Origin of the sequence: Streptomyces marispadix, from assembly GCF_022524345.1 — a bacterium.
Taxonomy (GTDB): domain Bacteria; phylum Actinomycetota; class Actinomycetes; order Streptomycetales; family Streptomycetaceae; genus Streptomyces; species Streptomyces marispadix.
On record NZ_JAKWJU010000002.1, the window covers coordinates 3,857,130 to 3,877,500 of the forward strand.

The window sequence follows — 20,371 nt, forward strand, 5'->3', positions numbered from 1 at the left end:
CCTGCACGTATGAACACGCCGGGTATGGCACGGCTGAGGGCTATGCGCCTCGCCAAGGACGCCATGGACCGCGACTGGTCCGACCCGGACCTCGACCTGGACGCCGTCGCGGCCCATGCCGGTTACTCGCGATATCACTTCGTCCGTGCGTTCAAGGCCACCTACGGGGAGTCGCCGGGCCAGTACCTCAGCCGCCGCCGTATCGAGCGGGCGGAGGAGCTGCTGCGCTCGGCGAACCTGTCGGTCACCGAGATCTGCATGTCGGTGGGCTTCACCAGCCTCGGCACCTTCTCCGCGCGCTTCAAGAAGCAGACGGGCACAAGCCCCAGCGACTACCGCAGGCGTCACGGCCGTCGCGGTGCGGCGATGATCCCCGGCTGCTACGCGATGCTCTTCACCGGCGGCTTCAAGGAGCCGGGTACGGCCGCCCCCGAGCCGCAGAGCGGGGCACGAGGAGTTGAGCGGCGGCCCGGGGATGCCCCGAGCGATGTGGAGCACAGCGGAGAAGACCGCCGCGGGGAAGTGGGCCGCCGAGAGGCCCGCCGCGGGGAAGTGCGCAACAACGGAGAAGCGCCCCGCAAGCCCCTCTGACACGGTGAAACGGAACCCGAGGGCGGGCCCCGGAGCAGCGCGCTCCCGCCACCGGTTCGCTGCCACCTCACCACTGCGAGCAGATCCGGAGTCCACCGTGATCAAGAGTCTGGCCATCGCCACCGTCTGGTCCACCGACCAGGAGCGGGACAAGAAGTTCTTCGTCGAGACCCTCGGCTTCACCGAACGTACGGACATGCACATGGGCGAGATGCGCTGGGTCACCGTCAGCCCGCCCGGCCAGCCGGAGGTGCAGCTCACGCTGATGCGCCCGGACGGACCCGGCCTCGACCCCGAGTCGCGCGAGGCCGTGCTGAAGCTGGTCAACAAGGGCGCGCTGGGCGCGGGCGTCTTCGCCACCGACGACTGCCACGCGACATACGAGGAACTCAAGGCCAAAGGCGTCGAGTTCCTCCAGGAGCCGCAGGAGCGTCCCTACGGAATCGAGGCGCTCTTCCGCGACCCGTCCGGCAACTGGTACTCGCTCACACAGCAGCGCGAGAGCGAGGGGCTGGACCTGAGCAAGCCGTGGAGCGGCTGCGTCGACGGCGAAGAGGAGTAACGGGCCGGGGAAGCGCCGACGGTGTCCGCGGGACGCCCTGACTCGGGGGACGCCCCGCACATGGGACGCCGCCGGTGCCGTGGGGCACCGGCGGCGACGTCCTGCGGAAGCGAGACCCGGGCCGACAACGGCTGACCCGGGCCGGACAACTGCGGACCCGGCCACGGGAGTTCGGGCCCGCTCAAGGAACGGCCAGAGCCCGCCGGGCAACGGCCGGGACCGTCGCGAAACGGCGGTCAGCTCAGCGGCAGCCGGTAGACCCCGCCCGGAAGCGGCTCGACGAGTCCGTCGGCCACAAGCCCGTCGAGTGCCCGCGCCCGCTGCACGGAGTCGTTCCAGACCCGGTCGAGTGCGGCCTGCGGCACCGGCGTCACCGATTCACGCAGCACAGCCAGGAGCTTGCCGCGTACCTGACGGTCCGTACCGGCGTACGTCTGGGTGCGGCGCGGCGGATCGACATGCTCCGGCGCGCCCGCGAGCTGCCATGCGCACAGGTGCCTGACCGGGCACTGGGAGCAGGCAGGTGCGCGTGCGGTGCACACGAGCGCGCCGAGTTCCATGGTGGCCGCCGCCCAGCGGGCCGCCGTCGCCTCGTCCTCGGGGAGCAGGGCGCGGGCGAGCTTGCGCTCGGCGGCGGTGGTGGCGTTCGGCGGGTACTGCCGCCCGGTGACGGCGCGGGCGAAGACGCGGCGGACGTTGGTGTCCAGGACCGCGTGCCGCTGCCCGTAGGCGAAGGACGCCACGGCAGCCGCCGTGTACTCGCCGACGCCTGGCAGCGCCAGAAGCTGTGCGTGCTCACGCGGTACGTCGCCGCCGTGGCGTTCCGCTATGGCGGCGGCCGCTCCGTGCAGCCGGAGCGCCCGGCGGGGGTAGCCGAGGCGGCCCCAGGCGCGCACCGCCTCGCCGGGCGGCTCGGCGGCGAGGCCGGCGGGGCGCGGCCAGCGGCTGAGCCACTGCTCGTACACCGGCAGCACCCGGCTGACCGGCGTCTGCTGAAGCATGAACTCGCTGACCATGACCCCCCAGGCACCCGCCTCTGGGCGGCGCCATGGAAGGTCTCGGGCGTTCGCGTCGAACCAGTCGACGACGGGGGCGTGCAAGGCGCGGGCGGTCTGCTCGACGGAGCCGGAGGTCTCTGCCGACTCGGGTCGGGGCTCGGGCTCGGGAGGCGCGGTCTCGGTGGTCGCAGTCATGGCAGGACCGATCCTGACATGTGGGCAGCCGCGCGAGAAACGCGACGCACAGGCGACGGGAGTGGTCCTCGGACTCTCTGCGAAAGTGCGCCGCTTCCTCTCCGCTTCCCCGGTGTGAGGGCCCGTCGCCTCGCGGATGCCGCGCGGTTGCGGGGGCGGCGTCTTGATCGCCTTACGGGCCCGGCGAGTTGGGGCCCGCGGGTCCGAACTGGGCGGCGGCAGCGGCCAGATGGCGGGTTCCGCATGCCGTGTGCGGACGGGACGGGGCATGTACGCGGGCCGATGAGCGGTGTGTGCGCAGGGATTTCGCGAATTCCATACGGCAGTTCCGCATGTTGGTCATAAAAGTTGCCGCATCGTGCGCCGGGTACCGGGCTGCGGTTCCCACGTCGTCTCGTAAGGTTTCCGCGTGGGATCACTGCGTAATCCGATCGGCCCCCTCCCTTCCTCCATCTACTGGCGCAGAAGGGCAGTTGCTCTTGCCGTCCTGGCGTTGCTGGTTCTGCTGACGGTCTGGGCCCTCGGCCTGGGCGGCGGAGACAGCCGCAACGAGGGCAAGGACGACGGCAAACCCCCCGTCAGCACCATCACCCCGGGCCCCACGGATTCCGGCCCGGCGATCACCGAACACCCGGGCGGACGCGATGAGTCCACGGAGGGCGGCTCGGGCGGCGAAGGCGAGGACGGCGGTTCCGGAGGCGGCACGGGCGGCGGCCAGTCCGGCGGTTCGGGCTGGCAGCCCGGCGGCAGCGGAGCGGCGGGTTCCACCGGGGGCGACAGCGCAGGCGGCGGTTCGGCCTCCGGGGGCGGCGGCTCCGGTGACACGGGCGGTGCCGGGGGCTCCGCCGGTGGCGTGGCGGTGCCGGCGGGTTCCGAACTGCCCGGCTGCGGCGCGGGCGTCACGGTGTCTCTGCGCAGTGTCCACAAGGAGTACGAGGCAGGCGACAAGCCGGAGTTCGAGCTGACCGCGAAGAACAAGCGAGGCACGGCATGCAAGCTCGATCTCGGCCGCACGGCGACGATCGTCACCATAAAGGACGACGCCGGCAAGAAGATCTGGGCCTCAGACGACTGCACACGCGATGAGAAGCCCGCGCTGTACCAGCTCCCCGCGAGCGGCACCACAACCCACACCTTCACCTGGTACCGGGAGCCGAGCGCGCCCGACTGCGGTACGCCCGCGAAGGATTCGGCGGCGCCCGGTGACTACGAGATCGAGGTCGACGTCAAGGGCCTCAAGAAGCTCGACGCCTCCTTCGAACTGAAATAGGGGGCGGGACCGGCGGGGCGCCTTCTCAAGTCTCCGTGCGCGTACGCGCGTTCGCCATGGTGTCCGTGTGCGTACTGGCGGTTTCCGTACCGGCGGGGCTGTCCGTGCGACCCGTACCAGACCTCCGTACGGCCCGTACTAGACGTACCGCTCCAGGATGCTGGACTCCGCGAGACGGGAGAGGCCCTCTCGCACGGAGCGGGCGCGGGCCTCGCCGACGCCGTCGACGGTCTGGAGATCGTCGACGCTCGCAGCGAGCAGCTTCTGAAGGCCGCCGAAGTGCTCGACGAGCCGTTCGATGACCGTGCCCGGCAGCCTCGGCACCTTCGCAAGCAGCCGGTAACCGCGGGGCGAGACGGCCGAGTCCAGCGTCTCAGGGGCGCCGCTGTAGCCCAACGCTCTTGCCACCGTGGGCAGTTCGAGCAGCTCGGAGTGGGTGAGACGGTCCAGCTCGCTGAGGGCCTCGCCGACCGAGCGGGAGCGGCGCCCGCTCGGCTCCGGAACGTAGTCCCTCGCCACCAGCTCACGCTCGGGCTCCACACCCGCGATCAACTCGTCGAGCTGGAGGGAGAGCAGACGCCCGTCCGTGCCCAACTCCACTACATACTCCGCGATCTCCGTGGCGATGCGGCGGACCATCTCCAGCCGCTGCGCCACGGCGGAGACGTCGCGGACCGTCACCAAGTCCTCGATCTCCAGGGCGGAGAGGGTGCCGGCGACCTCGTCCAGCCGGAGCTTGTAGCGCTCCAGGGTGGCGAGGGCCTGGTTGGCGCGGGAGAGGATCGCCGCGGAGTCCTCCAGCACACGGCGCTGACCGTCGACGTAGAGCGCGATCAGCCGCATCGACTGGCTGACCGAGACCACGGGATAGCCGGTCTGGATCGAGATGCGCTGTGCCGTGCGGTGCCGGGTGCCCGTCTCCTCCGTGGGAATCGAGGCGTCCGGCACCAACTGCACGCCCGCTCTCACGATCTTGGTGACGTCGCGGTCGATGATCAGCGCGCCGTCCAGCTTGCACAGCTCGCGCAGCCGCGTCGCGGTGAAGTCGACGTCCAGGATGAAACCGCCGGTGCACAGCGGCTCCACGTTCTTGTCCATGCCGAGGAGGATCAGTCCGCCGGTGTTGCCCCGCAGGACCCGCTCCAGGCCGTCACGCAGGGCCGTACCGGGGGCCACCGCGCTCAGCGTGGCGCGCATCAGGCCCTCGGCACCGGATCCTCCCCCACCGGTCCTGCCGGGAGCTGCTGCCCGGTCATTGGCTGCCACGGCACTCCTTCGGTCGTTCGTGCGTACGGGCGGGACCGGGGCAAAGTCTACCGGCGGCGCGCGCCGCACCCTACTGCGCTGGCGCGGCGGCCCCCTGCTGAAGCCTGCCCGACGTCCGTGAACGCTTGGGCAGCACCGCCAGCGCCTCCCCGACGTCGGCGACCTCGCGCACCCGCATGCCTTCCGGGACACGGCCCGGGTCCGACGGCACCAGCGCATGTGTGAAGCCCAGGCGGGCGGCCTCGGCCAGCCTGCGCTGCACGCCGGTGACGCGCCGCACCTCCCCGGCGAGGCCCACCTCTCCTATCGCCACGAGGTTCTTCGGGAGCGGGGTGTCGCTCGCCGCGCTCGCGAGCGCCAGCGCCACGGCGAGATCCGCGGCGGGCTCGGAGAGCTTCACGCCCCCGACCGTCGCGCTGTAGATGTCCTGCTTGCCGAGCGCGCTGATACGGCCGCGCTGCTCCAGCACCGCCAGCATCATCGAGACGCGGGACGTCTCCAGACCGGACGTCGTGCGCCTCGGCGAGGGGATCTGGCTGTCCACGGTCAGCGCCTGCACCTCGGCGACGAGCGGACGGCGGCCCTCCAGCGTGACCGTCAGACATGTACCGGGGACGGGCTCGGCGCGGCGGGTGAGGAACAGCCCCGACGGGTCGGCGAGCCCGGTGATGCCCTCGTCGTGCAGCTCGAAGCAGCCGACCTCGTCCGTCGTGCCGTACCTGTTCTTCACGCCGCGCACCAGCCGCAGCCGGGCGTGCCGGTCGCCTTCGAAGTGCAGCACCACGTCGACGAGATGTTCCAGCAGCCTGGGCCCGGCGATCGAGCCGTCCTTGGTGACATGGCCGACCAGCAGCGTGGACATGCCCCGCTCCTTGGAGGCGCGGATGAGGGCGGCGGCCACCTCGCGCACCTGCGCCACTCCGCCCGCGGAGCCGTCGAGTTCGGGCGATGCCACCGTCTGCACCGAGTCCATGATCAGCAGACTCGGCTTCACCTCGTCCAGATGTGCCAGTACTGCCGAGAGGTCCGTCTCCGCCGCCAGATAGAGGTGGTCGCCGATGGCGCCGATGCGGTCGGCGCGCAGCCGCACCTGGCCGGCGGACTCCTCGCCCGTGACGTACAGCGTGTGGTGGGCCTCGTCGGACGCCTTGGCCGCGACGTCCAGCAGCAGCGTCGACTTGCCCACGCCGGGCTCGCCCGCGACCAGGATCACCGCCCCGGGCACCAGGCCGCCGCCGAGCACACGGTCCAGCTCGGGAACGCCCGTACTGCGGGCGGCGACCTGAGTGCCGTCGACCTGGCCGATGGGCAGCGCGGACGCCGAGACCCGCCCGGGCGCGGTCGTACGCACGGCGGGCGCACCGCCCACCTCGTCGACGGTGCCCCACGCATGGCACTCGGGGCAGCGGCCGAGCCACTTGGCGGTCTGCCAGCCGCATTCCGAACAGCGGTACGCGGGGCGGTCCTTGGCGGATGTCTTACGAGCAGCCATGGACGTCACCGTAGACGCAGGCACCGACAACCAGGGCTGGAGCGGTGAGTTGCGGAAACGGGACCTGGCTCCGGGCCTGGCTCCGGGACCTGGCTCCGGGGCCTGGATCTGGGGACGCCGGAAGCGCATCTGCGCCCTGCCCTGAACCGGCGTACGGGCCTCCGGGCAGGCGTCGCGCGACCGCGAACTCCCGCCCGGGACAAGGGAGACCGCCGTCAACACCCGGACCGCTCCGGTCACTCACGGGTGAGCGCGGGCCCGGCCGCACGAGGCGCCTCCCGACACCTTTCGTGGGAGATGGTCACCCGTAAGGATTAAACCTGGGCAACTCGGTCCTCAGCCGTAGCCCCGCGCGCCTACCGTCTCCGGGTGATGAGCAGCAGGCGCGACCACCCCACGCACACCACCGGCGCACACCGTGCGCACTCGGTGCGGCGGCCGAAGCAGCACCAGCGTTCCGGTCCGCCCGATGTCCTCGGCAGAGCCGGAGCCTTCCCGGAGGGTGTGGCCAACGGCAGGGCACACGCGGCGGCTTCGGCCGTCGCCGACTCCGCGGCGCGCGCCTCCGACTCCGCGGCGCGCGCCTCCGACTCCGCGGCGCGCGCCTCCGACTCCGCGGCGCGCGCCTCCGACCCCGCGGCGCGCGCCTCCGGCACCGCGTCCGGCGCCGCCTCCTCTGCCGCTTCCACGGCCGGTCCGGGCTCGCGCACGGCAGTGCGTACGGGCCGGTCGCCCGCGGACAAGGAGAAGGCGGGGGGCCGAAGTCGCGGTGGTGAGGCCCCGGTTGAGGCGTCCGGCGACGGCTCGGCCGCGGGCGCCGCGTCCGCGGCTGAGCCCGGCGCGCCCGCCGCCGACCCGCCCGAGTCCTGCACGGTGCGCTACGAGCCCTATCTGGACGGCCTGTTCACCTACTGCCTCTCGGTGATGTGCGAGCACGACGCCGCCATCAGCGCCGTCGCCGAAGCGCTCGTCATCGCCGAGCGGCAGCACGACCGCGACCGCGCCCCCGCACGCTCCGCCCTGCACCGGCCCTGGCTGTACGCGCTCGCCCGCTGGGTCTGCCTGCGCCGTCTCGCCGAGCAGAGCCGCCGCGACGGCAAGCGCGGCACCGTACCCGCGACCGCTCCCCATCTCACGGAGGCCGCACGTACGCAGCGGCGCCGCGACCTCGCCGCCCTCGCCTGGCCGGAGGCCGCGGGCACCACGCCGGAGCAGCGCGAGTCGCTGGAGCTGGCCGTACGCCACGGCCTGCCGGCGCACGAGGTCGCCGCCGTGCTGTCGATGAGCGCCGAGGCCGCGAGCGTGCTGCTGTCGCAGGCCGCGTGCGAGGTCGAGCGCACCCGCGCCGCGCTCGCCGTCGTCAAGTCCGGTGGCTGCCGGGTGGTTTCGGGGCTCGCGGGGGAGGACCAGCTTCTGCTCGGCCCGGCCTTCCGGCGCGAACTCGTCAAGCACGTGGACGAGTGCTCGCACTGCCGCCGCGCCGCCGAGCGCGCCATGTCGGGAGTCGCCTGGCCGGGCACGGCACCGGCGGGCACGGCGGTGCTCACCGTGCTGGAGGCTCCGCGTCCGGCGGTGGAGGCGGCCGTGCTGGCGGTACGGCGTGCGCGCTGTCGGCACATGCCGCGCTTCGACAAGACCGGCTTCCCGGTGGAGATCAAGGACCGTGGCGCCCGCCGCGAGAGGCTGCGCAGCAGGGCCGTGACCACCACCGTGGTGGCCACCGTCGTAGCCGCTCCCGTGCTCGCGCTGTGGGCCGCCTACCGTGGCGCTCCGCTCACCGGCGAGCCTGGGGGTTCGTCCGTCTCGGCCGGTCAGGACGAGGAATCGTCCCTGCGCGGGCAGCCGTTCGAGAACGCCGCGCAGGGCCGGGCGCGTGCGCACGACGGCCACCGTCATCAGAGCAAGGACGCCGACTCCCGTAAGAAGCACGGCAGTCCGGGCCGCCACGGCAAGCGCGGCACGGCGGAGGACGGCGGCGCGAAGAGCGCGGGCCGCCTCACCGTCGACGCGCAGCCCTCGGGGGGCGCCACCCTCATCAGGCTTACGGCGAGCGGCGGTTCGCCGGTGCGCTGGTCGATGTCGGGTGACGCGTCCTGGCTGGTGTTCAGCCGTATGAGCGGCGTGCTGCGTCCTGGCGAGAGCACGACGGTGAGGGTGGCCGTGCTGCACAGCCGTGAGCCCGCGGGGTCCTGGTCGGCGCATGTACGGGTCGCGCCGTCCGGCGCGGTCGTCACCATCCAGGGGCGCGGCAAGGGCTCCACGACTCCGACGCCGCCTCCGTCCCACGATCCGGAGCCCTCCCCGTCGGACGAGCCCAGCAGCCCTCCGCCGTCCGATCCTTCGACGCCGCCGCCGTCGGATCCGCCGCCGTCCGGCGGGAGTTCGTCTCCGCGCTGAGCGTCACGGGGTGGGAGTCACGGGCCGGGAGTCACGCGGTCGGGCGGACGGCGGCGGCACTGTCCGGGCCGCTCGCCGCCCGCCCCGTTCCGGATTTCCGTTCCCTGTTCCCCGCCCGATTCGTCTACGACCGCCGCCGAGTCGGCTACCGGTCAGGCCGGTCCGCGGGGTGAGGGGCGAGCAGCGGCAGCGGTACGAAGGCAGAACCGGAGCCCGAGCCGGCGCCCCCGTCCGTGCCGTCGACTCCCGCACTCCGGCCGGCGGCACGCAGCCGCTCCTCGCACATCCCGGCGAGGATCTCGTATCCGCCCGCGCCCATCAGCTCGGTCAACTCCGGCTTGTACGAGACGTACACCGGGTCGCTCGCACCGTGCGCCGACGGCGCGGAGGTGCACCACCAGTGCAGGTCGTGGCCGCCCGGCCCCCAGCCCCGCCTGTCGTACTCGCCGATGGAGACGATCAACACCTGCTCGCCGTCGGGCCGTTCGACCCATTCGAAGGTCCGGCGAATGGGAAGCTGCCAGCACACGTCGGGCTTCGTCTCCAGCGGCTCCCTGCCCTCCCGCAGCGCCAGCGTGTGCAGCGCACAGCCCTGACCGCCGGGAAAACCGGGCCGGTTGTGGAAGATGCAGGCGCCCTGCCAGCGCCGCGTCTGACGCTCGCCGTCGTCCTCGTCCTTCTCGACCCAGCCCGACTCCGTGCCCACGTCGTGGAATTGCCACGTCTCCGGCGTCAGCCGCGCCACATGCGAGGCCACGCGCTCCTCGTCCTCCTCGTCGGAGAAGTGCGCCCCGAGCGTGCAGCAGCCGTCGTCCGCGCGGCCCGGCCGGATGCCGTGACAGCCCCTGCCGAACACGCAGTTCCAGCGCGAGGTGAGCCACGTCAGATCGCAGCGGAAGACCTGCTCCTCGTCGGCGGGGTCGGGGAACTCCACCCACGCCCGCGGGAAGTCCAGTCCGGTCTCCTCGGAACGCGGCCCGTGACCTTCCGGGAGCGACTGCCCGGCGTCCTCCTCCGCCTCACGTTCCGCCTCCAGGGCCGCCTCACGGTCCGATGCACGGGCCGTACGTTCCGCCTTCCGGGTCCGCTGTGTCTGCTGAGCCTTCTGTCCCGGCATTCCCGGTTCGGCCCGTCCGCCCTGCTTCCGGCGCTTCGCCGCTTTCGTCTTTCCCACGCGCCCCAGCGTAGCCGTGGCGTCGGCGGATACGGCTAGCGTGACCGCATGAGACTCGGTGTCCTCGACGTGGGCTCCAACACGGTCCACCTCCTCGTCGTAGACGCGCACTCCGGCGCGCGGCCGCTACCCGCCTACTCCCACAAGGAGGAACTCAGACTCGCCGAACTCCTCGACGACAACGGCGCGATCACCTCCGAGGGCGTCGACCGCCTCGCCGCCACCGTCACCGCCGCCCTCCAGGTCGCCGAGGACCAGGGCGTCGAGGATCTGCTCCCGTTCGCCACCTCCGCGGTGCGCGAGGCTGCGAACGCCGAGCAGGTGCTGTCGCGCGTAGCCGAGGAGACCGGCGTAAAGCTGGAGGTGCTGACCGGCGAGGACGAGGCACGGCTCACGTTCCTCTCCGCACGCCGCTGGTTCGGCTGGTCCGTGGGCCGTCTGCTGCTCCTCGACATCGGCGGCGGCTCGCTGGAGATCGCGTACGGCCAGGACGAGGAGCCCGACGCCGCCGTCTCGCTGCCGCTGGGCGCCGGGCGGCTCACCACCGCATGGCTGCCGGGCGACCCGCCCGACGCCACCGACCTGAGGACGCTGCGCCGCCATGTACGGGCCGAAATCGCCCGCGTCGTAGGGGAGTTCAGCCGCTTCAGCGCACCGGACCACGCGGTGGGCACGTCCAAGACGTTCAAGCAGCTCGCGCGGATCGCGGGGGCGGCGCGCACCGCCGAAGGCCCGTATGTGGAACGGAGGTTGACCCTCGCCGCGCTGGAGGAGTGGGTCCCGCGGCTCGCGGGCATGACCGCCGCCGAACGTGCCGAACTGCCCGGCGTCTCCGAGGGGCGGGCACGCCAACTCCTCGCCGGCGCACTGGTGGCGGAGGCGGCGATGGACCTCTTCCGGGTGGAGGAGCTGGAGATCTGCCCATGGGCGCTGCGCGAGGGCGTGATCCTGCGGCGCCTCGACCATCTGCGGGCCACTTAGGGCGTGCCGGGCCGGGGCCGGGCCGTCGCGCGAGACCCCGCCGGGCCCTCTCCGCACTGCGGCTCCGTGCCCGGAACGTCTCCGCACCGCGGGCTCTCCGTTCGGCAGTCCGCAGAGCGGCGTTCCGTGCAGCGGCAGCGCGCCGACCAGCGCCGGATTCCGGTCCCGGCCGCCGTGAGATCGCTCACGGCGGCCGCGTACTCACAAGCGCGGCCGTGACCCTGCCGTTCCGCCGCTACGGCGTCGTGACCAGCGGGACGGCCCGCTTGCGTACCGCCGCTGTGCCGCCTTCCGCGCCCCGGAGGACCGCCCGCGGGGAGCCTTAGGCTGTCTGCTGTGGTTCAACCTGCTGCGCACGTCCCCGATGTGAAGGTCGCGCTGTCCACGGCCTCCGTCTATCCGGAGTCGACGGCGACGGCCTTCGAGATCGCTGCGCGCCTCGGCTACGACGGCGTCGAGGTCATGGTGTGGACGGACCCGGTCAGCCAGGACATCGAGGCGCTGCGCCGCCTCTCCGACTTCCACGGCGTGCCCGTGCTCGCGGTGCACGCGCCCTGTCTGCTGATCACGCAGCGCGTGTGGTCCACGGACCCCTGGGTGAAGCTCCAGCGGGCGCGTCAGGCCGCCGAGCGCCTCGGTGCGTCGACGGTCGTGGTGCACCCGCCCTTCCGCTGGCAGCGCAACTACGCGAGGGACTTCGTACGCGGCGTGTGGCGGATGGCCGACGAGACGGACGTGCGCTTCGCCGTGGAGAACATGTTCCCGTGGCGCTACCGGGACCGGGAGATGCTGGCGTACGCCCCCGACTGGGACCCCACGCAGGACGACTACCGGCACTTCACGATCGACCTCTCGCACACGGCGACCTCGCGCACGGACACTCTCGCCATGGTGGACCGCATGGGCGACCGGCTCGGGCACGTGCACATCGCCGACGGCAACGGCTCGAACAAGGACGAGCACCTGGTCCCCGGGCGCGGCACACAGCCCTGCGCGGAGCTGCTGGAGCGGCTGGGCCGCAACGGCTTCGACGGCCACGTGGTGGTCGAGGTCAACACCCGCCGGGCGATGTCCGCCGCCGAGCGCGAGACCGACCTCGCCGAGGCCCTCGCCTACACGCGGCTGAATCTCGGGTCGGCGGCGATGGGGGGAGCGTCCGCCTCCCCGCAGGGGCAGCGGTGAGCCACGGACGCCCGGTGCGCAGACGGGGCCGCCCGGCGTCCGCGGAGAGGAACGCGGGAGAGCCGGCGACGCGGGACCGCATCCTCGGCTCGGCACGCACGGAGTTCGCGGAACGCGGCTACGACAAGGCGTCGATCCGCGCCATCGCACGAGGCGCGGGCGTGGACTCGGCCCTCGTACACCACTACTTCGGCACCAAGGAGCAGGTCTTCGCCGCCGCCGTACAGGGGGCCTTCGCACCGGCCATGGGCATTCCCGACCTGCTGCTGTCGGGGGACCGCGAGGAGTGGGGCGAGAGGCTCGTCGGCTACATCTTCAAGATCTGGGAGGACGCGGTCACCCGCGATCCACTGCTGGCGATCATGCGCTCGGCCGTCAGCAACGAGACGGCCGCCGCCATCTTCCGCGGGCTGATCTCGCGGAATCTGCTGGAGCGGGTCTCCGCCGGGCTGGACAGGCCGGACGCGGCACTGCGCGTGGAGCTGGCGCTGGCGCAGCTCGTGGGCACGGCGATGCTGCGTTACGTGATCAAGGTGGAGCCGATCGCCTCGGCACCGGCCGAGGAGCTGATTCCCCGGCTGGCGCCCGTGGTGCAGCGGCATCTGACCGGCTGACCGGCTGAGCGTCTGAGCGCCTGAGCGCCTGAGCGGCTCGAACCGGCCGAGCGGCTGGGAGCGGCTGAGTCCCGTCCTGGCCCGCCGCCCTGTCCTGCCTCGTCCCGTGCCGCCGCCTGTCTGGACTGGCTCGGCCGGTCCCGTCGTCACGGCAGCACGCCGACCGGCGCCCGTCACGCCCGTACGCTCCCCACGAGAAGGCCCCGCGAGAGGTCTCACCATGTGATCCCGTGGTCCGGATCCCGGTCGTGAGGCGTACCCTCGGGGGCTACCCGATGTGCGAGCCGCCCACGGGCCGACGTGCCGCAGGCCCGGCTCCGGGCAGCACCGCACCGGACCGATCCCGCGCGCCGTCGCCAGGCGTACGCACCGTACGAGGAGTGCCACCATGCCCGAGCTGAGGTCCCGCACCGTCACCCACGGCCGCAACATGGCGGGCGCCCGAGCCCTCATGCAGGCGTCGGGCGTAGCGCGTGAGGACTTCGGCAAGCCGATCGTCGCGGTGGCCAACAGCTTCACCGAGTTCGTGCCGGGCCATACGCACCTCCAGCCGGTCGGCCGGATCGTCAGCGAGGCGATCAAGGCGGCGGGCGGCATCCCGCGCGAGTTCAACACCATCGCCGTCGACGACGGCATCGCCATGGGCCACGGCGGCATGCTCTACTCGCTGCCGTCCCGAGACCTGATCGCGGACTCCGTCGAGTACATGACGGAGGCCCACTGCGCGGACGCCCTGATCTGCATCTCCAACTGCGACAAGATCACGCCCGGGATGCTCAACGCCGCGATGCGCCTGAACATCCCCACGGTCTTCGTCTCCGGCGGCCCCATGGAGTCCGGCACCGCGACCCTCGTCAACGGCACGGTCCGCAAGCTCGACCTGATCAGCGCGATCTCCGAGTCCGCCAACGACAGCGTCTCCGACGAGGATCTGCGCCGCATCGAGGACAGCGCCTGCCCGACGTGCGGCTCCTGCTCCGGCATGTTCACCGCCAACTCGATGAACTGCCTCACCGAGGCCATCGGCCTCTCCCTCCCCGGCAACGGCTCCGTGCTCGCCACGCACACCGCCCGCAAGGCGCTCTACGAGGACGCGGGCCGTACGGTCGTCGAACTGGCCCAGCGCCACTACGAGCAGGACGACGAGACGGTCCTGCCCCGCAGCATCGGAACCCGTGCCGCCTTCGAGAACGCCATGGCCCTCGACATCGCCATGGGCGGCTCCACCAACACGATCCTGCATCTGCTGGCCGCCGCGCAGGAGGCCGAACTCGACTTCACCATGGCCGACATCGACCGGCTCTCGCGCTCGCTGCCCTGTCTGACGAAGGTCGCGCCCAACGGCACGTACTACATGGAGGACGTGCACCGCGCGGGCGGCATCCCCGCGATCCTCGGCGAGCTCTACCGCGCGGGCCTGCTGAACGAGGACGTGCACAGCGTGCACTCCCCGTCCCTCGCCGACTGGCTCAAGAGCTGGGACATCCGCGGTGGTTCGCCCTCGTCCACGGCCACGGAGCTGTTCCACGCGGCGCCCGGCTGCGTCCGTTCCGCATCGGCCTTCTCACAGTCCGAGCGCTGGGACTCCCTCGACACGGACGCCGCGGGCGGCTGCATCCGCGACATCGAGCACGCCTACTCCAAGGAGGGCGGCCTGGCCGTCCTCTACGGCAACCTCGCCGAGAACGGCTGCGTCGTGAAGACCGCGGGCGTCGACCAGTCGATCCTCACCTTCTCCGGGCCCGCGGTGGTCTGCGAGTCCCAGGAGGAGGCCGTCGAGGCCATCCTCGCCAAGCGCGTCAAGGAGGGCGACGTCGTCGTCATCCGCTACGAGGGCCCCAAGGGCGGCCCGGGCATGCAGGAGATGCTCTACCCGACGTCGTTCCTCAAGGGCCGCGGGCTGGGCAAGGCGTGCGCGCTGATCACCGACGGGCGCTTCTCGGGCGGCACTTCGGGCCTGTCCATCGGCCATGTCTCGCCGGAGGCGGCGGGCGGCGGCACGATCGCGCTCGTCGAGACCGACGACCGCATCGTCATCGACATCCCGAACCGCACCCTCCGACTCGACGTCCCCGACGAGGTGCTGGCCGCTCGCCGTGCGGCGCTGAACGGCACGTACGCGCCGCGCGACCGCGAACGCAAGGTCTCCACGGCGCTACGGGCCTACGCGGCCATGGCCACCAGCGCCGACAAGGGCGCGGTGCGCGACCTGTCGCAGCTCGGCGGCTAGCAGCACCCGGGCCGCGGCTCCGCGGGCGCATTGAGTCGTGAACCCGTAGGTCCGTGACTTGTGACGTCATGAGTCCGCGACGTCATGAGTCCGCGACGCCGCGAGTCCGCGACGCCGCGAGTCCGCGACGCCGCGAGTCCGCGACGCCGCGAGTCCGCGACGCCGTGGCTTCGTACGGGTGGCGTCCGGGTGGGTCCGGGGGGCGGTGAGGAGCACCCCGAGGGGCACCCCGGAACCGCCTCGGGGAGAACCCTGACCCGGCCCTGGAATCCGCCTTCCTGCCTTTCCCGCGGCTCCTGCCGTGTGCGCATCATCGAGGCGTACGCACGTCACGCAGGAGCCGGTGAGAGGGCAGCGAAGTGAGTGAGCAACCGGTCGTACTCGCGGACGCCGACCCGGCAGGAGTCTGGGCGGCGGCCATCGGGACCGCGGGCGTCTTCGTCCTGCTGATCGTGCTCGTATGGCAGATCGCCGCGACCTGGCGCGCCCGGATGCTCGCCGCACGCGAGGAGCAGTACCGGGAACTCGCCCGCAAGTACGCCGAACTGCTGGAGGACAACGTCGAGTTGCACCGCCGCAGCATCGAGGAGCTGACGACGGCGCGGCGCTCCATCGGCTCGCTGGAGCAGAGGCTGACGGAACACAGGCCGCTGGAGCGGGAGTCGACATGGCGGGAGCCGGAGCCGACGGTCCGGAAGGCGACGGAACGGGAGCGGGTGCGCGAGACCGAGTGACGCGCGCCCGCTCCCGCCGCCGCACGACTACGCCGAGCTGCCCGCCGAAGGCGCCCCCGAGTCCGGAGCCGGTGCCGAGTCCGAAGCCGTCACCGACGCGGAACGGGACACCGGACCGGACACAGGACGCGCGCCCGAATCGCCCGAACCGGCAGCCCCCGCACGGGAGTTGTGCTCCTCCTCCCACGCCGCGAGCGCCATCCCGCACGCGTGGTCCATGTGCCGCAGCCCGGAAAGGTTGAGTTCCACCCTGCGGTCGTGGGGAAGCGCCTCAAGCTGGTCCAGCAGCTTGGGCAGGCGCAGGAACGTCGCATTGCCCAGCACCCGCACATGCAGCGCCCCCGGCAGCCCTGCCTCCGTCTCCCCGCCCGCGTCCTCGGTCTCCACCTGTACGTGTGAGATCTCCCAGGCGGACTTGACCACGGCCAGCAGCAGACCGGCCAGCACGCCCTCGAACATGCCGACCGCCACGATCGCCAGCGCGGTCACCCCGAGCACCACCGCCTCCGCACGGTGCTCCCGCCACAGCGGCCCCAACTCCCTTACGGGAATCAGCTTCCAGCCCGCGTGCACCAGCACACCCGCGAGCGCCGCCACCGGTATCACCTCCAGCGCGCCCGGCAGCACCGCCACGAAGAGCAGCAGCCACACACCGTGCAGCACACGGGAGAGCTTCGTGCGAGCCCCCGCCGCGACGTTCGCCGAACTGCGCACGATGACAGCGGTCATCGGCAGCGCGCCGAGGACACCGCACACCGTGTTGCCCGCGCCTTGGGCCATCAACTCCCGGTCGTAGTCCGTACGCCGGCCGTCGTGCAGCCGGTCGACGGCCGCCGCGCTGAAGAGCGACTCCGCGGAGGCGATGAGCGTGAACGCGAGCACCGTCGCGATCACACCGACCGACAGCAGCGCCCCGAAGTCGTCGGCGCCGGGCGGCCGTACGGCCTCCAACAGCCCCTGCACCGCTACGCGTTCGACCGGCAGTGCGAACCCGCCGGTGACGGCCGTGGCCAGCCCCACGGCGGCCAACGGCGCGGGCAGCAACCGCGCACCGCGCCGCCACCGCGGCCAGAGCACCAGTACCGCGATGGTGCCGAGCCCGACGAGGACGGCGGCCGGAGCCGTGTCCCCGCCGAGCAGACCGCTCACGAGGCCCGGCAGCCCCGCGATCTTTCCGACTCCGTCGGCAGGCGCCGCCTCGCCGACAAGGGCGTACACCTGCCCGGCGATCAGCACCATCCCGATCCCCGCGAGCATGCCCTGCACGACGGCCACGGAGATCGCACGGAACCAGCGGCCCAGCCGCAGCGCGCCCATGACGAGCTGCAACAGGCCCGCGCCCAGCACCAGTACGCCGAGCACGCCGAGACCGTACGACTGCACGGCCTCGTAGACGAGAACGGTCAGACCGGCCGCCGGACCGCTGACCTGGAGGCTGCTGCCCGGCAGCAGCCCGGTGACGAGCCCGCCCACGATGCCGGTGACGAGGCCGAGTTCGGCAGGCACACCGGATGCGACGGCGACACCGACGCAGAGGGGGAGGGCGACGAGGAAGACGACGAGGGACGCGGTGACATCGGCCCGCACGGTCGCGCGCCAGCCGGGCTTCGCACGCGAGTCGGGCTTCGCGCGCCGGACGGATTTCGAAAGAGGCATGGGCGTCTCCAGCCCGCACCGGCCCCCCGGGTCACGCTGATCGCGCGGCCGGGACGGCGGTACGGGTTCCTACGAAGGTCGCTGCAAGGATCGAAGAGCGGGATACGCGGCCGGGGCGACTCGGCATCGGTCGGTACCGGTCACCGCGGACAGGCGCCGAGCGGCCGACGGCCCCGCCGAACAGGCGGATACGCGAGAGACGCGCCGACTCTCAGCAGCGCAGGGCCTGATGAAGCAGCGGCAAGTCGACGGAACGCCCTCTCGCCACGCGTTCCCACGCGGCCCCCCGCGCGAGGTGACGGTGCGCCCTGCGCTCACCTGTGTCGCAGCAGACGCACACCCTTGCCGGGGCGCCCGCCGGCGCCACCGCACGGCCGGGGCGCCGAGCCCCGTGCCGGGGCTTGGAGTCGTCCTCGGACGTCTCGGAGTGCTCATGCGGAACTGCCGTGTAGACGGCGGCAGTTGCGGCCGGACGGAGATTTCCGGCCGCTTGCGCGGACGCGGACTCGAACCCCAGCAGGGCGGCGAGCAGCAGAACCACGGCGGTGACACCTGCCCGCACCGCGCTCCGCTCGCCGCCCGACATCAAGCCTCCCCGGCCCACCGGTCACGTCGTTGACAACTGCCTTCATTGTGTCAACTCCCCTGTGCGAATCCGCAAGTCGGGACGTGTGCCCAGCGTGAAAAACGACGTTCGGATGGCCGTATCCGCTCGCGCATCCGACCGCCCGTCGGCCCGATGTCCGATCGCGCGCTCACTCACAGCTCGGCGCTGGGGACCGGACCGGCGCTCGCCCTCCCGGCCGGGAGCCTCCGGGCGCCCCGCCCCACTCCGAGTAAGGAAGCGTCATCGCACGCTTGACGCCGTGCACACGTACGGCCCACAATTCATCGCATGATGAATAAACGTCCCGCCGCAGCCCAGGCGCCGGGCGGCACCGCCCCGGACCGGCCCGCGATCCACGCCGACCGCCTCAGCGTCGTCCGCGGCGGCCGCACGGTCGTCGACGACCTCGCCTTCGACGTCCCACCCGGCACCGTCACTGGGCTGCTCGGCCCCTCCGGCTGCGGCAAGTCCACGCTCATGCGCGCCATCGTCGGCACCCAGGCGAAGGTCACCGGCACCCTCGAAGTGCTCGGACGGCCCGCGGGCTCGGCACCGCTCCGTGCCCGCGTCGGCTACGTCACCCAGGACCCGTCCGTCTACGGCGACCTCACCGCCCGCCAGAACCTCGACTACTTCGCCGCCGTGCTCGGCGTCCCGCGCCGCGAGCGCCCCGCGATGGTCGACCGCGCCCTGGAGGACGTCGACCTCACCTCCCACGCCGACTCCCTCACCGGGAACCTCTCCGGCGGGCAGCACTCCCGCGTCTCCCTCGCGGTCGCGCTGCTCGGCTCGCCCGAACTGCTCGTACTCGACGAACCGACCGTCGGCCTCGACCCCGTACTCCGCCGCGACCTGTGGAACCTCTTCCACCGCCTCGCCGCCGAACGCGGCACGACCCTCCTCATCTCGTCCCACGTGATGGACGAGGCGGACCGGTGCCAGAACCTCCTGCTGATGCGCGCCGGGCGGCTGCTGGCCGACGACTCCCCGGACGCCCTCCGCGCCGGCACGCACACGGACTCCGTCGAGGACGCCTTCCTCCACCTCGTCGACGAGGCCCGCAGAGCCGAGACCACGGCCCGCTGACGCCGTCGTCCACCGCCGCGCAGTCCCGCTGCCCCGCCGCCGAATCGTCCCGATCCGTTCGACCCGCCCCGGAGACCAGCCATGAAACCGGCCCGCACCCTAGCCACCGCCCGGCGCGTACTCCGCCAGCTCGGCCACGACCACCGCACCATCGCGCTGCTGCTGTTCGTGCCCGTACTGCTCCTCGTGCTCCTCTACTACGTCTTCGACGCCGACCGCCGCGCCTTCGACGGCATCGGCGCCTCCCTGCTCGGCATCTTCCCGCTGGTGACGATGTTCCTGGTCACCTCCATCGCCACCCTCCGCGAACGCACATCCGGCACCCTGGAGCGGCTGCTGTCCATGCCGCTCGGCAAGGGCGATCTCATCGCCGGCTACGCGCTGGCCTTCGGCGTCCTCGCGGTCGTACAGGCGTCCATCGCCACCGGCGTCGCCGTATGGCTCCTCGACCTCGACTTCGCGGGCTCACCGGGGATGCTGCTGCTGATCGCCCTTCTCGACGCGATCCTCGGCACGGCGCTCGGCCTCTTCGTGAGCGCCTTCGCGGCGTCGGAGTTCCAGGTGGTGCAGTTCATGCCCGCGATCGTCTTCCCGCAGATTCTCCTCTGCGGCCTCTTCGCCCCGCGCGACACCATGCAGCCCGTACTCGAGTACATCTCCGACGTCCTGCCGATGTCCTACGCGGTCGACGGCATGAACGAGGTGCTTCAGCACTCCGACCCCACGGGCGACTTCGTGCGCGACGCCTGCATCGTCGCGGGCTCGGCCGTGCTCGTCCTCTTCGTGGGCGCAGCGACCCTGAGGCGCCGTACGCAGTGAACCGGCCGCGGCGCGTCCATCCACGACTCGGACGGTTGCGCCGCGGCCCCCGCGCCGGTGCGAGGATGAGAAACGGCACGTGTACGCACTGGACGAGGTGAACCGCCCCATGACCCAGAAAGTCGCCGTCCTCGGCGCCGGCAAGATCGGCGAGGCTCTGCTCTCCGGGATGCTCAGGGGCGGCTGGTCACCGTCCAACCTCCTGGTCACGGCCCGCCGTTCCGAACGAGCCCGTGAGCTGCGCGAGCGCCACGGCGTCGAAGCCGTAAGCAACACCGAGGCCGCCAAGCGCGCGGACACCCTCATCCTCACGGTCAAGCCGCAGGACATGAGCACCCTCCTCGACGAACTGGCGCCCCACACCCCGGCCGACCGCCTCGTCATCAGCGGCGCCGCCGGCATCCCCACCTCGTTCTTCGAGGAGCGCTTCCAGCACGGCACCCCCGTGGTCCGGGTCATGACCAACACCCCTGCGCTCGTCGACGAGGCGATGTCGGTGGTCTCCGCGGGCACACAT

General features: G+C 72.2%; 17 protein-coding genes and 1 pseudogene (1 of these 18 running past the window's edge). 13 read left to right on the forward strand and 5 right to left on the reverse strand.

All coding sequences use genetic code 11. The features are described 5' to 3' along the window. The first annotated feature begins 9 nt into the window (after positions 1-9). Positions 10-591, forward strand: coding sequence for a helix-turn-helix domain-containing protein (locus tag MMA15_RS16100; RefSeq protein ID WP_372498249.1), 582 nt, complete (start codon positions 10-12; stop codon positions 589-591). Between the two features lie 97 nt (positions 592-688). After that, positions 689-1,153 carry a VOC family protein gene (locus tag MMA15_RS16105; RefSeq protein ID WP_241060516.1) on the forward strand — a complete coding sequence of 155 codons (465 nt, stop codon included), beginning with the start codon at positions 689-691 and terminating at the stop codon, positions 1,151-1,153. 236 nt (positions 1,154-1,389) lie between these two features. Here the strand turns inward: MMA15_RS16105 and MMA15_RS16110 are convergent, their stop codons facing one another. Continuing rightward, positions 1,390-2,346, reverse strand: coding sequence for an iron-sulfur binding domain-containing protein (locus tag MMA15_RS16110; RefSeq protein ID WP_241060518.1), 957 nt, complete (start codon positions 2,344-2,346; stop codon positions 1,390-1,392). A gap of 409 nt (positions 2,347-2,755) precedes the next feature. Here MMA15_RS16110 and MMA15_RS16115 point away from each other — a divergent pair, with 409 nt between their 5' ends. Then, entirely contained in the window at positions 2,756-3,616 is an 861-nt protein-coding gene (locus MMA15_RS16115; RefSeq protein ID WP_241060520.1) for a hypothetical protein, read from the forward strand. A gap of 138 nt (positions 3,617-3,754) precedes the next feature. On the opposite strand, the gene disA is transcribed toward MMA15_RS16115, so the two are convergent. Beyond that, a complete protein-coding gene (disA, locus tag MMA15_RS16120) occupies positions 3,755-4,882 on the reverse strand; it encodes a DNA integrity scanning diadenylate cyclase DisA (RefSeq protein WP_241060522.1) in 1,128 nt (375 codons plus the stop codon). A 70-nt stretch (positions 4,883-4,952) separates the two neighbouring features. After that, a complete protein-coding gene (gene radA / locus MMA15_RS16125) occupies positions 4,953-6,374 on the reverse strand; it encodes a DNA repair protein RadA (RefSeq protein WP_241060524.1) in 1,422 nt (473 codons plus the stop codon). Between radA and MMA15_RS16130 the strand changes: the two genes are divergently transcribed. Together MMA15_RS16130 and MMA15_RS16135 are read left to right on the forward strand one after the other, a co-directional pair. Continuing rightward, entirely contained in the window at positions 6,373-6,519 is a 147-nt protein-coding gene (locus MMA15_RS16130; protein ID WP_241060526.1) for a hypothetical protein, read from the forward strand. The two genes, radA and MMA15_RS16130, sit on opposite strands and share 2 nt — an antisense overlap. Positions 6,520-6,746: 227 nt before the next feature. After that, complete coding sequence (locus MMA15_RS16135) at positions 6,747-8,771, forward strand: hypothetical protein (protein WP_241060528.1); 2,025 nt, start codon at positions 6,747-6,749, stop codon at positions 8,769-8,771. Positions 8,772-8,916: 145 nt separating this feature from the next. Here MMA15_RS16135 and MMA15_RS16140 read toward each other — a convergent pair whose 3' ends face one another. Further along, a complete protein-coding gene (locus tag MMA15_RS16140) occupies positions 8,917-9,888 on the reverse strand; it encodes a DUF3109 family protein (protein WP_277401138.1) in 972 nt (323 codons plus the stop codon). Positions 9,889-9,993: 105 nt separating this feature from the next. On the opposite strand from MMA15_RS16140, the gene MMA15_RS16145 reads away from it, so the two are divergent. The 5 genes and pseudogenes from MMA15_RS16145 to MMA15_RS16165 form a co-directional block, all read left to right on the forward strand. Continuing rightward, positions 9,994-10,926 carry a Ppx/GppA family phosphatase gene (locus MMA15_RS16145; RefSeq protein WP_241060531.1) on the forward strand — a complete coding sequence of 311 codons (933 nt, stop codon included), beginning with the start codon at positions 9,994-9,996 and terminating at the stop codon, positions 10,924-10,926. A gap of 336 nt (positions 10,927-11,262) precedes the next feature. Then, positions 11,263-12,108, forward strand: a complete 846-nt coding sequence (locus MMA15_RS16150; protein ID WP_241060533.1) for a sugar phosphate isomerase/epimerase family protein — start codon at positions 11,263-11,265, stop codon at positions 12,106-12,108. Then, positions 12,105-12,722, forward strand: a complete 618-nt coding sequence (locus MMA15_RS16155) for a TetR/AcrR family transcriptional regulator (RefSeq protein WP_241060535.1) — start codon at positions 12,105-12,107, stop codon at positions 12,720-12,722. The genes MMA15_RS16150 and MMA15_RS16155 overlap by 4 nt, the downstream gene beginning before the upstream one ends. Before the next feature lie 388 nt (positions 12,723-13,110). Further along, positions 13,111-14,952 carry a dihydroxy-acid dehydratase gene (ilvD, locus tag MMA15_RS16160; RefSeq protein WP_241060537.1) on the forward strand — a complete coding sequence of 614 codons (1,842 nt, stop codon included), beginning with the start codon at positions 13,111-13,113 and terminating at the stop codon, positions 14,950-14,952. Positions 14,953-15,311: 359 nt separating this feature from the next. Further along, positions 15,312-15,593, forward strand: a pseudogene (locus tag MMA15_RS16165) (hypothetical protein); the annotation flags it as partial. A gap of 120 nt (positions 15,594-15,713) precedes the next feature. Here MMA15_RS16165 and MMA15_RS16170 read toward each other — a convergent pair. Continuing rightward, a complete protein-coding gene (locus MMA15_RS16170) occupies positions 15,714-17,342 on the reverse strand; it encodes a SulP family inorganic anion transporter (protein WP_241060539.1) in 1,629 nt (542 codons plus the stop codon). A gap of 895 nt (positions 17,343-18,237) precedes the next feature. Here MMA15_RS16170 and MMA15_RS16175 point away from each other — a divergent pair. The 3 genes from MMA15_RS16175 to proC all read left to right on the forward strand — a co-directional run. Next, the gene (locus MMA15_RS16175; protein WP_372498250.1) at positions 18,238-19,035 is read left to right on the forward strand and encodes an ABC transporter ATP-binding protein; all 798 of its coding nucleotides are present in this window, start codon (positions 18,238-18,240) and stop codon (positions 19,033-19,035) included. A gap of 81 nt (positions 19,036-19,116) precedes the next feature. Next, positions 19,117-19,854, forward strand: a complete 738-nt coding sequence (locus MMA15_RS16180) for an ABC transporter permease (RefSeq protein ID WP_241060541.1) — start codon at positions 19,117-19,119, stop codon at positions 19,852-19,854. 109 nt (positions 19,855-19,963) lie between these two features. Next, positions 19,964-20,371, forward strand: the 5' portion of a protein-coding gene (proC, locus tag MMA15_RS16185; RefSeq protein WP_241060542.1) for a pyrroline-5-carboxylate reductase. It continues 402 nt past the right edge of the window; 408 of the gene's 810 nt are visible here — the first part of the coding sequence; its start codon is at positions 19,964-19,966; its stop codon lies beyond the right edge, outside the window.

Coding starts and splice junctions, on each gene's coding strand:
- MMA15_RS16100 (WP_372498249.1), top strand. CDS start 10: ATGAACACGCCGGGTATGGCACGGCTGAGGGCTATGCGCCTCGCCAAG.
- MMA15_RS16110 (WP_241060518.1), bottom strand. CDS start 2,346: ATGACTGCGACCACCGAGACCGCGCCTCCCGAGCCCGAGCCCCGACCC.
- MMA15_RS16130 (WP_241060526.1), top strand. CDS start 6,373: ATGGACGTCACCGTAGACGCAGGCACCGACAACCAGGGCTGGAGCGGT.
- radA (WP_241060524.1), bottom strand. CDS start 6,374: ATGGCTGCTCGTAAGACATCCGCCAAGGACCGCCCCGCGTACCGCTGT.
- MMA15_RS16135 (WP_241060528.1), top strand. CDS start 6,747: ATGAGCAGCAGGCGCGACCACCCCACGCACACCACCGGCGCACACCGT.
- MMA15_RS16140 (WP_277401138.1), bottom strand. CDS start 9,888: ATGCCGGGACAGAAGGCTCAGCAGACACAGCGGACCCGGAAGGCGGAA.
- MMA15_RS16145 (WP_241060531.1), top strand. CDS start 9,994: ATGAGACTCGGTGTCCTCGACGTGGGCTCCAACACGGTCCACCTCCTC.
- ilvD (WP_241060537.1), top strand. CDS start 13,111: ATGCCCGAGCTGAGGTCCCGCACCGTCACCCACGGCCGCAACATGGCG.
- MMA15_RS16170 (WP_241060539.1), bottom strand. CDS start 17,342: ATGCCTCTTTCGAAATCCGTCCGGCGCGCGAAGCCCGACTCGCGTGCG.
- MMA15_RS16175 (WP_372498250.1), top strand. CDS start 18,238: ATGATGAATAAACGTCCCGCCGCAGCCCAGGCGCCGGGCGGCACCGCC.
- MMA15_RS16180 (WP_241060541.1), top strand. CDS start 19,117: ATGAAACCGGCCCGCACCCTAGCCACCGCCCGGCGCGTACTCCGCCAG.